This is a genomic window from Novosphingobium sp. GV079 (genome assembly GCF_003058045.1).
GTDB classification, from domain to species: Bacteria; Pseudomonadota; Alphaproteobacteria; order Sphingomonadales; family Sphingomonadaceae; genus Novosphingobium; species Novosphingobium capsulatum.
Genome location: NZ_QBUE01000004.1, coordinates 365,380 through 381,585, shown reverse-complemented (window position 1 = coordinate 381,585; position 16,206 = coordinate 365,380). Strand labels below are relative to the sequence as shown.

At 65.0% G+C, this 16,206-nt stretch carries 13 protein-coding genes; 3 read left to right on the top strand and 10 right to left on the bottom strand.

Annotated elements, in window-relative coordinates; genetic code table 11:
• The first annotated feature begins 208 nt into the window (after nt 1-208).
• Nucleotides 209-1,498 (top strand): sugar porter family MFS transporter, encoded by a 1,290-nt coding sequence (locus C8K14_RS07720; RefSeq protein WP_107716301.1) that lies wholly within the window; start codon nt 209-211, stop codon nt 1,496-1,498.
• A gap of 68 nt (nt 1,499-1,566) precedes the next feature.
• Here C8K14_RS07720 and C8K14_RS07715 read toward each other — a convergent pair whose 3' ends face one another.
• Complete coding sequence (locus C8K14_RS07715; RefSeq protein WP_107716228.1) at nt 1,567-4,137, bottom strand: glycoside hydrolase family 3 protein; 2,571 nt, start codon at nt 4,135-4,137, stop codon at nt 1,567-1,569.
• A 228-nt stretch (nt 4,138-4,365) separates the two neighbouring features.
• Here C8K14_RS07715 and C8K14_RS07710 point away from each other — a divergent pair, with 228 nt between their 5' ends.
• Complete coding sequence (locus tag C8K14_RS07710; RefSeq protein WP_107716300.1) at nt 4,366-5,556, top strand: ROK family transcriptional regulator; 1,191 nt, start codon at nt 4,366-4,368, stop codon at nt 5,554-5,556.
• A gap of 81 nt (nt 5,557-5,637) precedes the next feature.
• On the opposite strand, the gene C8K14_RS07705 is transcribed toward C8K14_RS07710, so the two are convergent.
• The 4 genes from C8K14_RS07705 to phhA all read right to left on the bottom strand — a co-directional run bounded on the left by C8K14_RS07705 (nt 5,638) and on the right by phhA (nt 11,779).
• Entirely contained in the window at nt 5,638-7,188 is a 1,551-nt protein-coding gene (locus C8K14_RS07705; RefSeq protein ID WP_199223700.1) for a tryptophan halogenase family protein, read from the bottom strand.
• A 106-nt stretch (nt 7,189-7,294) separates the two neighbouring features.
• Nucleotides 7,295-10,312 (bottom strand): TonB-dependent receptor, encoded by a 3,018-nt coding sequence (locus C8K14_RS07700; protein WP_054131162.1) that lies wholly within the window; start codon nt 10,310-10,312, stop codon nt 7,295-7,297.
• 288 nt (nt 10,313-10,600) lie between these two features.
• On the bottom strand, nt 10,601-10,891 hold the full coding sequence (locus C8K14_RS07695; RefSeq protein ID WP_369974044.1) for a 4a-hydroxytetrahydrobiopterin dehydratase: 291 nt from the start codon (nt 10,889-10,891) through the stop codon (nt 10,601-10,603).
• A 21-nt stretch (nt 10,892-10,912) separates the two neighbouring features.
• Nucleotides 10,913-11,779: a phenylalanine 4-monooxygenase gene (gene phhA / locus C8K14_RS07690; protein ID WP_107716226.1), complete on the bottom strand. Its 867-nt coding sequence runs from the start codon at nt 11,777-11,779 to the stop codon at nt 10,913-10,915.
• A gap of 189 nt (nt 11,780-11,968) precedes the next feature.
• Between phhA and C8K14_RS07685 the strand changes: the two genes are divergently transcribed.
• Entirely contained in the window at nt 11,969-12,439 is a 471-nt protein-coding gene (locus C8K14_RS07685; RefSeq protein WP_022675350.1) for an Lrp/AsnC family transcriptional regulator, read from the top strand.
• Nucleotides 12,440-12,529: 90 nt separating this feature from the next.
• On the opposite strand, the gene aguB is transcribed toward C8K14_RS07685, so the two are convergent.
• The 5 genes from aguB to C8K14_RS07660 form a co-directional block, all read right to left on the bottom strand.
• On the bottom strand, nt 12,530-13,393 hold the full coding sequence (aguB, locus tag C8K14_RS07680; RefSeq protein WP_107716225.1) for an N-carbamoylputrescine amidase: 864 nt from the start codon (nt 13,391-13,393) through the stop codon (nt 12,530-12,532).
• Complete coding sequence (locus tag C8K14_RS07675; protein WP_199223699.1) at nt 13,381-14,442, bottom strand: agmatine/peptidylarginine deiminase; 1,062 nt, start codon at nt 14,440-14,442, stop codon at nt 13,381-13,383. The genes aguB and C8K14_RS07675 overlap by 13 nt, the downstream gene beginning before the upstream one ends.
• 145 nt (nt 14,443-14,587) lie before the next feature.
• Entirely contained in the window at nt 14,588-14,908 is a 321-nt protein-coding gene (locus C8K14_RS07670; RefSeq protein WP_054131161.1) for a hypothetical protein, read from the bottom strand.
• Between the two features lie 43 nt (nt 14,909-14,951).
• On the bottom strand, nt 14,952-15,392 hold the full coding sequence (locus C8K14_RS07665; protein ID WP_107716224.1) for an OsmC family protein: 441 nt from the start codon (nt 15,390-15,392) through the stop codon (nt 14,952-14,954).
• A 93-nt stretch (nt 15,393-15,485) separates the two neighbouring features.
• Nucleotides 15,486-16,184 (bottom strand): pirin family protein, encoded by a 699-nt coding sequence (locus tag C8K14_RS07660; protein ID WP_022675355.1) that lies wholly within the window; start codon nt 16,182-16,184, stop codon nt 15,486-15,488.
• Nucleotides 16,185-16,206 lie beyond the last annotated feature (22 nt).

Below are 16,206 nucleotides of genomic sequence, written 5' to 3'. Positions count from 1 at the left end.
CCCTCTCCTGGTCGGCGCGTCACCCGCTTGGCCGGGTGTTGGCACCAGTGTATGAGATGGCCCGTCGTCGCGGTCGCCAGCCCATCATCGTCGGTTCCTTTCTGACGCAAACCGAATTAATAAGTCAAATTGAATTAATGATTGGGAGAGCGCGATGCATGCGAATTTCGAGGGCGGTAGCGGCCCGGGGGAAGGGGCTCTGCAACCGATGCCGAAGGCGGCCGTGAGTGCAGCCGTCGCGGCCAGCCTGGCCGGGCTGCTGTTCGGGTTCGACACGGCGGTGATTTCCGGCGTGACCGAGGCGTTGCGCCAGCATTTCGCACTTTCCGCCACAGGGCTGGGCATTGCCGTTTCTGCCGCGCTGTGGGGTACCTTGGTGGGGGCCAGTGTGGCCGGGGGGCTGGGTGATCGCCTGGGCAGCCGCCGGGTGTTGACCTGGATCGGTGTCGCTTATCTCGTTTCGGCGATCGGTTCTGCCCTGGCGGGCGGGATGGCGCTGTTTGTGGCCTTTCGCTTTCTGGGCGGCCTTGCCATCGGCGGCTCGTCGGTGCTGGCGCCGGTCTATATCTCCGAAGTCAGCGCCGCGGCCCGGCGTGGCCGGCTGGTGGCGATGTTCCAGTTCAACATTGTTGCCGGCATCCTGCTGGCCTATTGCAGCAACTGGCTGCTGGCGCTGGCGCTTCCGGCTGACATCGCCTGGCGGGCCAAGCTTGGCATTGCGGCCCTGCCGGCGCTGTTCTTTGCGGTGATGCTGCCCGGCATTCCCGAAAGTCCGCGCTGGCTGGCGAGCAAGGGGCGTGGGGCGCAGGCACGGGTGGCGGCAGACCGGCTTGGCCTCGATGCCATGGCGCTGGCCAGCACCGATCAATCCGATGCACGCCTCGATTGGCGGCGCCATCGCCGGCCGATCCTGCTGGCGATCGCGATTGCCGCGTTCAACCAGCTTTCCGGCATCAATGCCATTCTCTATTACCTCAACGACATTTTCGCTGCGGCCGGCTTCACCGGTGTATCCGCCGATCTTCAGGCGGTCGCCATCGGATTGACCAACCTCGTTGCCACCATGGTGGCAATGACGGTGATCGATCGCGTGGGCCGTCGCCCGCTGCTGCTCACCGGCGCGATCGGCACCACGCTGGCGCTGGCGGGCGTGGCGGCGATCTATGCCACGGGCAGCGGCGCGCAGTTCCTGTTGCCTTTGCTCGTGCTGTTCATCGCTGCCTTTGCGTTTTCCCAAGGGGCGGTGATCTGGGTCTATCTGTCGGAAATTTTTCCCACGCCGGTGCGCGCACGCGGCCAGGCGCTGGGCAGCACCACGCATTGGGTGCTCAACGCCGCGATCAGCTTTGCCTTCCCGGTGGTCGCGCAGTTCACCCAGAGCCTGCCTTTCGTGGTCTTTGCCCTGGCCATGGCGGTGCAGGCGGTGGTGGTCTGGCGCTTCTTCCCCGAAACGCGCGGCGTCGATCTCGAGGAACTGGCCGCGCGGCTTTCGCACTGACCGTGCATGGGCGCGGGCCGGGAATCGTCCCGGCCCGCGTCATGCGCCAGCAGGGCTTGGCGCGGCGATCAATGCGTGGCGCAGGGCAGCCGCACTTGCGCATCCATCCCCAGCTTCACCCGGGCCAGGCTGATCGTCATCGCCCCGCCGGTTGACAGGATCAGCGGCGCGTCGACCGCATCCATCCGCGCCCCTGCCGTGCGCAGGCACTGCAGCGGAATGCCCAGCGTCGTCCAGGTGCCGCGCGGCAGCATGTCGAGCTTGCCCAGCGACAGGCTGGTGGCCTTTCCGGCGCTGTCGATCGCCAGGGTAACCGGCGCGGTGGGCGCCGCATCCACGCGGATCGTGGTCACCAGCATCATCTCGCCGTTGGTCTCGCGCGAGAGGTCTGCCGGGGCGTGGGTGGTGAGCGCCAGCGCCGCGGTGCCCTTCCTGCCGGAAAAGGCAAAGGTCCGCGCCCCTTCCTGCACCTGGTAATCGCTGGCGGTGATGGCCACGCCGCTATCGGCCACCGTGGCGGGCACGCTGGTGATCCGCGTCACCCCGCCGGTGCCGGCGTTCTGGATTTCCAGCGACCAGCCTGGCGTTGGCACGCCTTTCTGGAAATACTCGGTGGTGCTGCCCGCGCTGTCGTCAACGCCCGATTGCTCGGGCAGGGCCACCCAGCGCGGCGCGGGAGTTTTAAGCGACAGCCCATGGCCCAGCGGATAAAGCGTTGCTCCGCCGGGCACTGCGGTCATCGGCCAGCGGAACGGCAAGCGCCCGGTGAAATCGTGGGCCACGCTGCCATCGCTGCCGCGCAGCAGCACATCGGCCACGCCTTCGCCTTCCGACCCCGGCAACCACGCCACGACAAAGGCATCTGCCAGGTTGAGGAACGGGTTGGTATAGAGCGGCCGGCCGGTCAGCATCAGCGCAACCACGGGAACCCCAGCGGCCTTGAGCTTGCGCATCGTTTCCAGCGGCGCGCGCAGATCGGGCTTGAGTTGCAGGCTGCGCAGGTCGCCCTGGAATTCGGCATAGGGCGTCTCGCCAAAGACCACGATCGCCGCGTCGGGCTTTTGCCCGGCAAAGCTGCCATCGGGCGAAAGCGTGGCCTGCCCGCCTGCCGCGCGCACTGCTGTATCGATGCCCTGCCACAGCGTGGTGGCGCCGGGGAACAGCTTGGGATCAAGCCCGGTGCCTTGCCACGAAAGCGTCCACCCGCCCGATTGCCGGGCAATGTCGTTGGCGCCATCACCGGCCACCAGAATGCGCGCCTTGGGCGACAGCGGCAAAAGACCGCCTTCGTTCTTGAGCAGCACCAGCGATTCCTGCACTGCCTGGCGCGCCACGGCGCGGTGGGGGGCGCTGCCCAGCAGATCGAACTGCCCGGCATAGGGGCGGGAAGACGGGCGCCCGGCGCCAAACAGACCAGCGCGCATCTTGACGCGCAGCACCGCGCCCACGGCCTCGTCCAGTCGCGCCATCGGCACCGTGCCATCCTGCACTTGCGCTATGAGGCTGTGATAGAGCGCCTTCCAGCTATCGGGCGCCATGAGCATGTCGATCCCGGCGTTGACCGCCTGCGGGCACGAGGCGTTGCTGCACCCGGCCACCTGGCCATGCGCGTTCCAGTCGCTCACCACCAGGCCGGCAAAGCCCATGCGCTTCTTGAGCACGTCGGTCAGCAGGCTCTTGTTGCCGGTCATCTTAACGCCGTGCCAACTGGAAAAGCTGGCCATGATCGACAGCACGCCGGCGTCGATCGCGCTGACATAGGGCTGGGCATGCACCTTGATCAGCGTCGCTTCGTCGATCACGGCGTCGCCCTGGTCGCGCCCTTCGAACGTGCCCCCATCGGCCAGGAAATGCTTGGCCGTGGCGATCACATGCGGCCCGGCCAGCAGCGGGCCGGAATTGGGCTTGCCCTGCAGCCCTTCGATGAACGGCCGGGTATAGCTGGCCACCAACGCCGGATCTTCGGAATAGCCTTCAAAGGCGCGGCCCCAGCGGGTGTCCTGCGGCACGGTGATGGTCGGGGCAAAGGTCCAGTCGATGCCGGTCACGCGCACTTCGGTGGCGGTCACCGCGGCGATGCGTTGCAGCAACGCGGGATCGTGCGTGGCGCCCAGCGCGGAATTGTGGGGAAACAGCGTGGCGCCGACGATGTTGCTGTGCCCGTGCACGGCATCGGTGCCCCACATTACCGGGATGGCCACGCCGCCATCGCGCTTGTCGACGGAGGCATCATAGAACGCGTCCGCCAGCTTGAGCCATTCGGGCGCCGGGGCATAGTCGTTGCCGCCCGGCCCGGCATTGCCGCCATTGAGCACCGATCCCAGGTGATAGCGGTGTACGTCGTCGGGTGTGACGGTGGAAAGATCGGCTTGAAGGATCTGGCCAACCTTCTCCTCCAGCGTCATCCGCTTGATCAGGGCGGCGATGCGCGTTTCCATCGCGGCATCCTGGCGCCAGGGCCAGTGGGCCTGGGGCCACAGCGCGGGGTGGGCCACGGCGCTGGCAGCGGCCGCGGGAAGGGCTGCCTCGCTCGGCGCAGTCTGCGCGCAGGCCGCGCCACCCCACGACAGGCCCAGGCCAAAGGCCAGTGCAGCCGCTGTCGACAGGTAAGTTGATAGGCGAAAACGATTTACAGGCATTCCGGGCATCCTTAATTAAAACAAGTTTAAATATTTTTTGGTTTTCACGAGGGGCTGTGCCAAAGTCGGGCATAACCGACAGGCTGATGCATGAAATTTGCGCGCAAATGCCCCGCTTTTCGCATTTGTTTCGCAGGCCGTGCGTGGCAATAGAAACACATGGGATCGAGGCACGATGAACAGGTTGAAACCGCCCCGGACGGCAACCCCACAGGGGCGGGCGGCATAATGGCCAGCGATCAGATCCGTCTGTCGGGCACGAACCTTGAGCGTGCGGCCGATCACAACCAGCGCGTCACGCTGCATGCCATCCGCGTCAACGGCCCGCTTACCCGCATCGATCTGGCCCGCATCACCGGGCTTACCCCGCCGGCGATCGCCAACATTACCAAGCGTCTGATGGCCGATGGCCTGATCGAGGATGCTGGCCAGCGGCGCGGCGGACGCGGCCAGCCTGCCACGCGCCTGGTGATCAACCGGTCGGCCTGCTATGCCATTGGCGTCAACATCGATCGCGATCACATTACGCTGGTCGTGGTGGATTTTGCCGGCGCGGTGGTTGCCGGCATTACTCAGGACATTGCCTTCCCGATGCCGGCCGATGTCCAGGCGCTCTATCGCGGATCGATCCGCCGCCTGCTGGACGAGGCCGGGGTCGAGCCGGCGCGGCTTGTTGGGCTGGGGGTGGCAAAGCCCGACGATTTCGGTCTGGTCGATCTGCCCGGCCGGCCTGCCGATTTCGCCTGCTGGGAAACTGCCGACATTGCCGACCTGTTCCGTGGCCCGTTCGAACTGCCGATCTTCGTTGAAAATGATGCTGCCGCAGCCGCGATGGGTGAACAGCAACTGGGCCACGGCCAGACCTGCTCCAGCTTTTTCTACATCCTGGTTTCGTCCGGACTGGGCGGTGGCCTGGTCGTGGATGGCGCCTATTTTCGCGGTGCCAATGGCCGCAGCGGCGAAATCGGCTTCATGCTGGCGCGGCGGGAAGGACAGGCCCCGCACCCGGTGCAGGATCTCGTCTCGCTTTCGGGCGTGCGCCGTGCCCTTGGTGCGGTCGGCCTGACCGAGGCTGATCTGCGCGGCAACCCGGATGATCCTCGTCTCGCCAGTGCCATGGCTGCCTGGGTGGAAGGCGCCGCCGAAGAGTTGTGCGATCCCCTCATCGCGGTGAACTGCCTGATCAACCCGGCGGCGATTTTCGTCGGCGGCCGGTTGCCGGGGCGCTGGGTCGATGCGCTGGCCGATCGGCTGAATCAGCTGCTGCAGCGGCGTGGCGCGCATGTTCCGGCGCTGTCGCTGGTCCAGCGTGCCTGGCTGGCCGAAGATGCCCCCGCTGTGGGCGCGGCGATCCTGCCCTTCAGCCATTTCCTGCTGCCCGCCGCGCGCGTGCTGTGGACGGCAGACGCCCAGGGTTGAGCCGCAGGGCGGCAAGGCTGCTGGCCGGGCGCAGGCCATCCATGGCGGCATCATCCTTGGTGCAAACAGGCGGGCGCGGGTTCAGGCGGCCAACGGGCCGGCCGGTGGGCTGCCGGCGATATGCGCAATGAAATCGCGGTGGGGCCGTGCCTCGGCTACGGCACCTGCAACGGTTTCACGCATGCGGCGCAGCGCCTCGCTGATTTCCGCATCGGTAAAGTGATCGGCCATGGGATCGTGTGCTCGGGGCAGCCAGTCGAACCCGGCGTACATCGACAGCCAGCTGGGATCGAGGAAGCTTTCCCATTCATACCGCACCAGCCGCCCCCGTGCGCGGAACAGGCGCAGCTTGTGGGCCAGCATCTCGGGCACGTCGGCGTCGCGCAGGCGGTCCCAGAACGGCTCGCCCACGCGCCGGTTGCCCAGGTAATGCAGGATCAGGAAATCGCGGATGCGGGCGTATTCCAGTGTGGTGGCGCGGTTGAATTCGTCGGCCAGCGCCGGATCGAACGTAGCATCGGGAAAGAATTCCGCCAGGCGTTCGATCGCCGTCTGGATCAGGGTGATGCTGGTCGATTCCAACGGCTCCAGGAACCCCGCCGCCAAGCCCATGCCCACGCAGTTGCCCGCCCAGAAGCGCTGGCGATGCCCGGCGCCAAAGCGGATGAGGTTGGGCTCGGCCAGGGCTTCGCCTTCCAGGCGCGACAGCAGCTTGGCCGTGGCCTCGTCATCCGACAGCATCGCGCTCGAATAGACATAGCCATTGCCCACGCGATGCTGCAGCGGGATGCGCCATTGCCAGCCGGCCTCTTGCGCGGTGCTGACGGTATAGGGCCAATCGCGCGTCGCATCGGCGGCGCAGGGAATGGCTACCGCCCGGTCGCACGGCAACAGATCGGTCCAGTCGGTCCACGCCACGCCAAGCGCCTTGCCCAGCAGCAGTGAACGAAAGCCCGTGCAGTCGATGAACAGGTCGCCGGCAACGCTGCCGTGCTCCTTTGTTACCAGATGCGCGATATGGCCAGTCTGCGCATCCAACGCCACGTCGTTGATCACGTCATCGATGTGGTGCACGCCCTGCGCCAGCGCGCGATCGCGCAACATCGCGGCAAAGCGGCTGGCGTCGAAGTGTACCGCCCAGTCGAACACAGCCAAGTCGTTCACCGGCTTGTCAGGCGGCAGCATGAACGCGCCGCGCTGCGCCAGCGCGCTGCACAGGCTGTAGGCCGCAAGGTCGGTCGGCTCGCCGGCATGCTGCAGCTTGAGCCAGTATTGGTGAAACGGCACCCCGCGTGAGGGCACGCCATAGAGCCCGAACGGATGGAAGAAGCGGCTGCCGGGTTGGGCCCAGTCGCGAAACTCGATGCCCAGTTTCACCGTGCCGCCGGTGGCACGAAGCACGTCGATATCCTCAACCCCGATCGCGCGGAAATAGTCGCGGATGCCCGGCACCGTGGCTTCGCCCACGCCCACCGTGCCGATCGCGCTGGATTCCACCACGGTGATGGTCACGCCTTGTCGCGCCAGCCGGCCCGAAAAATAGCAGGCAGCCATCCAGCCCGCCGTGCCGCCGCCGGCGATCACGATCTGGCGGATGGGCTTGGCGTGCTGGGTGGCTGGCATGTCGGTCATGGCAACACTCGTGTGGTTGAAACGAAAAGACCCGCCGCCCAGGGGAGAAGTTGGACGGCGGGTCAGTCAGGAGGCTCGTGAAAAGATCCTCTTTGGTTCGATAGACTTAGAACTTGGTACGGGCGCCGATCAGGAAGCGGCGTTCGTAGATGTTGTTGAAGGCCTTCTGGTCGGGGAACGCGAGGTAATAGCGCTCGTGTTCACCGGTCAGGTTGGAGCCCTGGGCATAGATCGTCAGACGCTTGTTGATATCATACGAAACCGACGCGTCGACATAGTTGGTCGGGGCCTGCATCAGCGTGAGGCCGTCGATGCCGGCAAAGTTCGTCTGCTCCACGCGGGCCGAGCGATAGTTCCACGCCACGCGGGCCTGGAGACCATACTTTTCGAACCACAGCGCCGCGTTGACTTGGTGCTTGGAGTTATCCTGGAACGGCAGCTTGGCCCCGTTCAGGTTGGTGCCCCCGGCGTTGGAATCAGACAGCGTGTAGTTGAGATCGACGCCAAAGCCGCTGAGCACGCCCGGCAGGAAATCGAACCCAAGCTTGGCCCCGGCTTCGATGCCCTGCAGATAGCCGCCGCGACCCTGCACCTGCGAGTTGATGAACACGGTGCTGCGCACCACGCCGTCAAGATCGGGCAGGTCCGTCCGCTTGACCGAGTCCGTCTTCACAAAGCTGGCGATATCAATGCGATAAAGGCCAAAGTTGATCAGGCTGGTACGGTTCAGGTAATATTCGAACGACACTTCATAGTTGGTCGACCGCCAGGGATCGAGCATCGGGTTGCCGTTGGAATTGCCGCCCGACACGCGGAAGATCGGTGGGTTGAACGTGGTATCGATCGCATAGTTGAGATCGAGGCCACCGCCCCACTGCGCCAGATCAAGCAGCGTCATGTTCTTTGAGAACGCGGCGCGCACGCGGAACTTTTCAGTCACGTCGAGCGAGGCGTTGAGCGCCGGCAGCCAGTCGGTGAACGAACGGTGGGTATAGATATCGCCCACGTCGGCAGCCGGAAGACCATAGGGCTGCCCCGGACCCGAGATGTTCTGGCGCACGTTGAAGGTGGTGTTGATCACGCGCAGGCCGGCGTTGGCACGCAGCGCCATGCCACCGATCTCGGTGTTCCAGTTGAGCTGGCCATAGGCCGACTTCTGGTGGAGCTTGATCGAATAGGACCGGCCCGGAATGACGAATTCCTTGTTGCCGGGATAGAAGCTGTTCTGGAACGAGGCGGCATCATCCATCGCGTGCGGATCGAGCACGTAGAACGCGCCGACGCCCCCGGCCGGCACGGTGTACTGCTTGAGGTACTTGGAGATCGTCGCGTCGTTGCCCAGGCGCGTCAGGCCGGCGGTATAGAAACCGTTGGCGTCGCCCGCCGAACAGCTGCTGCTGTTCATCTGAACGTCGAACGCCTTCCACTTCACGTAGCAACCGTTGGGATCGGATGCGCCCTGGCCGGCATAGAACGGCGCGGCACGATCGAAGTAATAGGCTTCTGCACCACGCTCGCCATAGCGCGCACCGAAATCGAACGACACATCGGGCGAAAATTCATAGCTGGCGTCAAAGCGCGCCACCTTGAGATCCGAATTCGACCGGTAGTTGTTTTCCGAAGACGTGGTCTTGAAGCCGTAGGCAGCCGGATTCCCCAGGTTGCTGGCCAGCGCGTTCGGCAGGGTGAAATTGGGCATTTCGCCGCGATAGTCGATCGAGGCGGGCAGGGTGTTGTAGGTGTAGCCCAGCGGGTTGAACGTGCGATCGCCGCCCAGCGCGGCCGGATAGTGGCCCACGCCGTTGAACCACTGCTTGCCGTTCGACAGGCTCAGCTGGAAATAGCTGTCGTCGAAGTTCTTGTGCGCCTTGCCATAAAGCCCGCGCAGCGTCGCCTTGAACGGCCCGCTGTTATAGCGCAGTTCCAGGTTGAGGTTGATCGAGTCAGACTTGGTTCGGCCGGTTTCGGAATAGCTGTCGAAGTTCTGCAGCGTGTAGTTGTACTGGTCAACGACGTTGAAGTTGTAGCCGTTGATCTTTACACCGGTATCGCGCGAGTGGCCCGGCACGAAATCGGCCGCCTGCCAGTTCACCGCCTGGAACTGGAAACCAGCGGTGCGATCATACTGCGTCTGCTTGGTGTAGAACCCGTCGGCAACCAGGTCGAGCTTGTCGTTGAGGTGCGCCTGGAACGAGCCGTTGAGGCCGAAGCGCTCACGTGTGGTGATGCGGTTCCAGCCGGTGTGGGCCTGGGGCGAGAAATAGGTATCGTTGGCATCGCCATCGCCGTTCACGTCCACGCCGGTGAGCAGGCCGTTGTTGTAGATCGAGGTGCCGCGATTGGGATCGTCAAAGCGGAAGCCGCCGTAGCCGGTGGCATCGCCAATCGATTCATTGGCGAGGCGGCCGCCGTAATCGCGCTGGATGCCCGAATACGAGTTCGACAGATCGACCTTGGCGTAGGACGCCGAAACCAGGAAGCCGACGTCATCGTTGCGCCAGGCGAGCAGGCCATTGACCTGCGGGTTCCACTTCTTGGCCTTGTCGCCATAGGAACCTTCGACGGCGGCTGCGCCCGAAAGGCCCGACTTGAAATCGAACGGACGGCGCGTGAGCAGGTCGATCGTGCCGCTGATGCCCGAAGCGAGCAGCGTGCCAGTGGGCGACTTGATGACGTTCGCGCCCGAAAACAGCTGCGACGGGATGTCGGTGAAGTTGGGCTGGACCGACGTGATCGAGTTCGCGCCGAGATAGGCTTCGCCGTTGAGCAGCGTCTGCACCTGGGGCAGGCCGCGCACGTTCACGCTGGCACCTTCGCCGGCGTCGCGGCGGATCTGCACGCCCGGAATGCGCTGAAGCGAGTCGGAAATCGTCACGTCGGGCAGCTTGCCGATATCCTGCGCGGAAATGGCATCGACCACGCTGGCGCTGTTGCGCTTCACGTCGATCGCGCGGGCGACCGAGGCGCGAATGCCAGTAACGATAATCGCCTGTTCGGGCGTTCCGGCAGCGCTGTCAGTGGTAGGATTTTCAGCGGTCTGGGCCGTGGCAAGGACCGGGGTTGCCAGTGCGATGGCCGATACCGCGTAACGCAGCACGCGGGAACGAGACGCAAACGATCGCATCGAAATGTCCTCTCCTGAAGATTGTAGGTCTTGCCTACGATTAAACAATTTTGTTTTATCAAATTGCCCGCGAATGCCCTTTGCGTCAAACGTTTTCTGAACGTTACCAAAACGCCTTTCGAAAAATCCAATTTCGCCAGTTGTTTGAAGGCACATGGTGATGGCTTCTCGACAACGCGGTTGCAGCAATACCGTGGCGACGAGCAGGGCGGCCGGGCCATGCCGCACACGAAAAACACCCCCGGAATCGCTTCCGGGGGTGATGGGCCTACGCCAGCGTCGCGGAATTCAGATCAGGGCGTCGATGATTCCAGCCAGGGCCAAGTCACGCGTCGAAATGCCGCCCGCGTCGTGCGTGGTCAGCCAAATGTCCACCCGGTTGTAGACATTGCTCCATTCCGGGTGATGGTCCATCCGCTCGGCGGCAAAGCCGACTTGCACCATGAATGCCATGGCCGCAGGAAAATCGGGCATGACGACCCGGCGGTACAGTGCGGCGCGCGCCCGGTCATGCTGCCAGTTCGGCAACAGCGCCAGGGCTTGTACCAGTTCGGCTTCTCCAAGGGCGGCGAGGGATATGGTTTCGTTCATGGCGTTCCTTCAGGCAGCGGGCATGCGCCGGGCATAGGCCTGCGTGCCGTGGTGCAATACCCGATCCTGCGGGATCACGGCGTCGGGGGCAAGCGTGGGCAGGTCAGCCACGGCGGCATAGAGCGGGGCGAAATCGGTATTGCGGGTCTGGTCAAGCAGGTCGGCAAAGCTGTCGATTACGAAATAGCTCTGCTGATAGGTATCGATGCGATAGTCCGTGCGCAGCAGCCGCGACAGGTCAAAACCCAGTCGGTTGGGCGAGGGATCATCCAGCGCGAACACGCTTTCCCCGTGCGAGGACACGATCCCCGCGCCATAGATGCGAAGCCCGTGCGGCGTGCGCAACAGCCCGAATTCCACGGTATACCAATAGAGCCGCGCCAGGTTGGCGAGGGCGTCCATGCCCTGCGCCCGCAGTCCGCCTTGGCCATAGGCCTGCATGTAATCGGCAAAGACCGGATTGGCGAGCAGCGGCACATGGCCAAAGACATCGTGGAATACGTCGGGTTCGGACAGGTAGTCCAGCTGATCGGGCCGGCGGATGAAGCGCCCTGCCACGAAGCGGCGGTTGGCGAGGTGATCGAAGAACACCGCATCGGGAACCAGCCCCGGCACGGCCACCACTTCCCAGCCCGTGGCCTGATAGAGCCGCTCTGACAGTTCGGCAAAATCGGGAATGCCGGGGCGTGACAGGCGCAGGATGTCCAGCCCGGCCAGGAATTCCGGCGCCGCGCGATCGTGCAGCATTTCCACCTGGCGGCGGAACAGGGTGTCCCACGTGGCATGGTCGGCCGGCGTGTAGCTGGCCCAGTCCTGCGGCACTGTCCAATCGGCGGCAGCACCAGGGGGCGGCGTGAGGGGAAGATCGCTGGCCATCCGCGCAGTGTGTCGCAGGCGATCTGGAAAGTCGTTTCAGAATGCGAGGTCGATCGCCCGAGAGTGAATGATCTGTATCGTTTTGCGCCATGATGCTGGTATGAATGCTTCACAATTTTTTTGGCAATGCACAAATTTCTTTTTGATTCGCTGCTTCCCTCTGTCGTTCGCAACTCCATAAGAGACGCCATGACCGCCCCGCTTGCCCTTGACGCTCTTGATCGCCGCCTGCTTCAGGCCGTGCAGCGCGAGGCCGATCTCAGCCACGCCGCCCTGGCCGAGGCGGTGGGAACCTCGCCCGCATCGTGCTGGCGCCGGCTCAAGGCGCTGGAAGAGGCCGGGGTGCTGGGGCCGGCGGTGCGCCTGCTCGATCCTGCTGCGCTGGGCCTGGCGCTCGATGCCGTCTGCCAGGTGCGGATGAAGGCCCACGATGCACAGGCCCGTGGCAGTTTCGAGCAATTCGTGCTAGATCGCGATGAAGTACTCGAATGCCTGTCGATGTCGGGCGAATGGGACTATCAGCTGCGCATCGTGGTGCGCGATATGGCGCAATACGAGCATTTCCTGATGCATGCCCTGCTGCGCCACCCGGCGGTGGCCACGTCCGCCTCGCACTTTGCGCTCAAGCGGATCAAGGCCACCACGCAATTGCCGGTTTAGCCGCCGTAGGTGCCGAGCACGGGTACGTGAGCACCGGAAGCGCGAAAAGCGGCCGTTCGCAGCCCGCCATGGGCTGAATCCCCACACATCCTAGCCGCCGTAGGTGCCGATCACGCCATAGAGTTCTGGCCGGCGATCGCGGAACAGGCCCCAGCCGGCACGCTGCGGGGCAATTTCGTCCAGGTCGAAGCTGGCGGTGATCACCGCCTCACCCTGGCGCGGGGCCTGGGCTACCACGGCGCCGAACTGGTCGGCGATGAAGGACGAGCCGTAAAAGGTGATGTCACCGTCCTGGTTCGTTTCAAAGCCAACCCGGTTTGACGCGATGACGGGCACCATGTTGGCGCCGGCATGCCCCTGCATCACGCGCTGCCAGTGTGGCTGGCTGTCATAGCCGGGAAAGGCCGGCTCGCTGCCGATCGCTGTTGGATAAAGGATCAGTTCGGCGCCCTGCAAGGCCAGGGCGCGCGCACACTCGGGAAACCACTGGTCCCAGCAGATGCCAGCGCCGATGCGGCCGAAGGCGGTGTCCCACACCTGGAACCCGGTATCCCCCGGGGCAAAGAAGTACTTTTCGCGATAGCCTGGCCCTTGGGGAATGTGGCTCTTGCGATAAAGCCCCAGCTGGGTGCCATCGGCATCGATCATCGCCAGGGTGTTGAAGTGCGCTGCGCCCACGCTTTCGAAAAAGCTGATCGGCAGCACCACGCCCAGTTCAGCCGCCAGATCGGCAAAGCGGGCGATCACCGGGTTGCCGGCCCAGGGGCGGGCCAGCGCGAAGTGATCGGGCCGTTCGTCGGCGCAGAAGTAGGGCGCTTCGAACAGTTCCTGCAGCAGGACGACCTGGGCGCCCTGCGCAGCCGCCTCGCGCACCAGCATTTCGGCGCGATCGAGATTGGCGGCAAGATCCCAGGTGCAGGCAAACTGGGTGGCGGCAACGGTCACTGGGCGCATGGCTGGGCTCCATCGGGCAGAAAATGCGGTGCAGGCTGGTGCTGGGTGATGCAGTGGATCGAGCCGCCGCCATAGGGCAGGGCCGGCAACACCAGCTGAACCACGGCGCGATCGGGAAACGCGGCGGCCACGGCAGCGCGCGCCGCGTCGTCTTGCGGCACGCCATGGCCGGGCATGATCACCGCGCCATTGGCAATGTAGAAGTTGACATAGGAAGGCTGGTGCCGGGCATCGCGCGGATCGATCGTGGGCGCGGCGGGAAGATCGATGATCGCAAAGGGCCGCCCGCGCGCATCGCGCTGCGCCAACAGAGCGGCGCGGTTGGCCGCCAGCGTCTCCGCGCGCGCACCGCTGGCCGTCGCCGGGTCTTCCATCATCACCACGCCGGGCCGCACGACGGCCGCCAGGCAATCGACATGGCCATCGGTTTCCACTTCGGCCGCGTCGCCCGGCAACCACACGATCTTTTCCGCACCCAGCGCGGCGAGCAGCTCCGCCTCGACCTGGGCACGGGTGAGCCCCAGGTTGCGGTTGGCGTGCAGCAGGCAGCTTTCGGTGGTGATGACCGTGCCTTCGCCGTCAGACAGGATCGCGCCCCCTTCGGCAGTCAGGGGACAGGTGACCAGCGGCAGGCCAAGTTGCTCGGCCATCCGGCGCTTGAGCGCGGCATCGGCGGCATAGGGGTGGTATTTGCGCCCCCAGGCGTTGAACGCCCAGTTGACCACGGCGAGGCCGCCCTTGCTGCCCCGCACGAACGTCGGCCCGGAATCGCGCATCCAGCTGTCATCGATCGGCGCGATGAATGGCGTTACGGCATCGCCGCACTGTTCGCGCACGGCCGTAACGTCCTGCTCGCGGCACACCATGTGCACCGGTTCGAAGCGGGCGATGGCACGCGCCACCGTGGCAAAATCTGCTTGGGCGGCGGCGAGGCGATCGCCCCACAACGCGGTCCGTACCGGCCAGGCCATCCAGCACGCGCTGTGCCGCTCGGTTTCCGCTGGCATGAGGAATTTTTGCGAAAGATAGGGCGACACGTCCAGCCGCATGGGATTTGCCTTTTGCCAATGATGCATGGCCCTGCCTTGATCGGGCGGGCGTGGCTGATCATGGCTTGTGGTTCCCGGCTTGCCAAACGCGACCTTTTCACGCTTTTGATGAAAAGCGTTCACCTGACCTCACGCGCCGAGCCATTCACGCAGCAAAGCGGGCGATCGCGGCCAGTTCGGCATCGTCCAGCCCGCGCTGGTGCAACTCGCCGATCAGCGTGCCATCGGGCAGCCGGCCGGCGCGGGTGGCGCAGGCAAAGCGGCGCACGGCCTCCAGGCGTGGATCGGCCAGCGGCATCGGGGCATTGTCGCCGAACAGGCGGGTCATCCAGCGTTGCAGGCGGGTTTTGGCGTGATCGGGCATGGCCGGGGCGCGGCAACCGATCGTGTCGGCATCGTGCGCGCCAACGTGGGCGGCCAGCCAATCCTGGCGAGAAAGTGCGGGGGTGACGGCGGCGGGAACCATGGCAAGACCTCTTGCAAAACGGGGGATGGGGAAGGGCAGCCGCTCAGGCAGCCAGGACAGTGGCTACCGTGGCACCCTGCGTCAGCGTCTTGTGCACCGGGCAGCGGTTGGCGATGCCGAGCAACTCGTCACGAACCGCTGGTTCAAGCGAGGGGTCAAGCGTGATGGCGCGGGAAAACTGGTCGGGCGGGGTCTGCCCGGCAACGCGGGCATGGGTGACCACGGTGTGGACTGCGCCAATGTCCCAGCCCTTGCGCCCGGCATAAAAGCGCAGGGTCATCGTGGTGCAGGTGGCCAGCGCGGCGCACAGCAGATCATAGGGTGTCGGGCCAGTGCCCAATCCGCCCAGCGCCACCGGTTCATCGGCCAGGATATCGTCCTGCCCTTCGCGCCCGCCGATCGCCAGGCGAGACTGGAACGTGCCCGCGCCGGTGCTGGTGGCGCTGGCATGGGGCACATGGGCGGGGGTGGTGGCTTGGGTCATGGCCGTGAACCTTTCGATCGGCGCGCCTGGGAGGATGGGGGCGGCCGCCGCGCCTTGCGGCCGCCCCGTTGGTCAATTGCCGGCGTCAGGCCATCACAGCGTGTCGACCAGCACGATTTCGCTGTCTTCCAGCGCGGAGATGGTGATCGTGTCGACATCGGCAATGGCCAGGCCATCGCGCGCGTCGGCCGTCACGCCGTTCACCGTGATCTTGCCGGTGGCCGGCACCAGATAGCCCTTGCGCTCTGCGCCCAGGACATAGTCCACGCTCTGCCCGGCCAGCAGCGTTGCGGCGACCAGGCGCGCTTCGGTACGGATCGGCAGCGCGTCCTTGTCTTCGGCATAGCCGCTGGCGAGGACCACCAGCTCGCCTGAGCGTTCGGCCTTGGGAAACTGGCGCGCACCCCAACTCGGCTGCTCACCCTGGCGGGTGGGCATGATCCAGATCTGGAAAATGCGGGTGGTTTCGTCTTCCAGGTTGTATTCGGCATGGGTGATCCCGGTGCCTGCGCTCATCACCTGCACGTCGCCAGCGGCGGTGCGGCCCTGGTTGCCCAGGTTGTCGCGATGGGTGATCGCGCCTTCGCGCACATAGGTGATGATTTCCATGTCGCGGTGGGGATGGGGCGGAAAGCCGCTCTTGGCCGCGATGGTGTCGTCGTTCCACACGCGCAGGTTGCCCCACGCCATCCGCGTCGGTTCATAGTAGTCGGCGAAAGAGAAGTGGTGGGCAGCATCGAGCCAGCCGTGGTTGGCGCGGCCGATGCCGGAAAAGGGGCGCAGTTCGATCATGGCTTGTCTCCAGTGGCTGGCG

Bases quoted from the DNA above. Each gene is read 5' to 3' on its own strand.
- C8K14_RS07720 (WP_107716301.1), top strand. From the start codon at position 209: ATGCCGAAGGCGGCCGTGAGTGCAGCCGTCGCGGCCAGCCTGGCCGGG.
- C8K14_RS07715 (WP_107716228.1), bottom strand. From the start codon at position 4,137: ATGCCTGTAAATCGTTTTCGCCTATCAACTTACCTGTCGACAGCGGCT.
- C8K14_RS07710 (WP_107716300.1), top strand. From the start codon at position 4,366: ATGGCCAGCGATCAGATCCGTCTGTCGGGCACGAACCTTGAGCGTGCG.
- C8K14_RS07705 (WP_199223700.1), bottom strand. From the start codon at position 7,188: ATGACCGACATGCCAGCCACCCAGCACGCCAAGCCCATCCGCCAGATC.
- C8K14_RS07700 (WP_054131162.1), bottom strand. From the start codon at position 10,312: ATGCGATCGTTTGCGTCTCGTTCCCGCGTGCTGCGTTACGCGGTATCG.
- phhA (WP_107716226.1), bottom strand. From the start codon at position 11,779: ATGGCCAGCGATCTTCCCCTCACGCCGCCCCCTGGTGCTGCCGCCGAT.
- C8K14_RS07685 (WP_022675350.1), top strand. From the start codon at position 11,969: ATGACCGCCCCGCTTGCCCTTGACGCTCTTGATCGCCGCCTGCTTCAG.
- aguB (WP_107716225.1), bottom strand. From the start codon at position 13,393: ATGCGCCCAGTGACCGTTGCCGCCACCCAGTTTGCCTGCACCTGGGAT.
- C8K14_RS07675 (WP_199223699.1), bottom strand. From the start codon at position 14,442: ATGCGGCTGGACGTGTCGCCCTATCTTTCGCAAAAATTCCTCATGCCA.
- C8K14_RS07670 (WP_054131161.1), bottom strand. From the start codon at position 14,908: ATGGTTCCCGCCGCCGTCACCCCCGCACTTTCTCGCCAGGATTGGCTG.
- C8K14_RS07665 (WP_107716224.1), bottom strand. From the start codon at position 15,392: ATGACCCAAGCCACCACCCCCGCCCATGTGCCCCATGCCAGCGCCACC.
- C8K14_RS07660 (WP_022675355.1), bottom strand. From the start codon at position 16,184: ATGATCGAACTGCGCCCCTTTTCCGGCATCGGCCGCGCCAACCACGGC.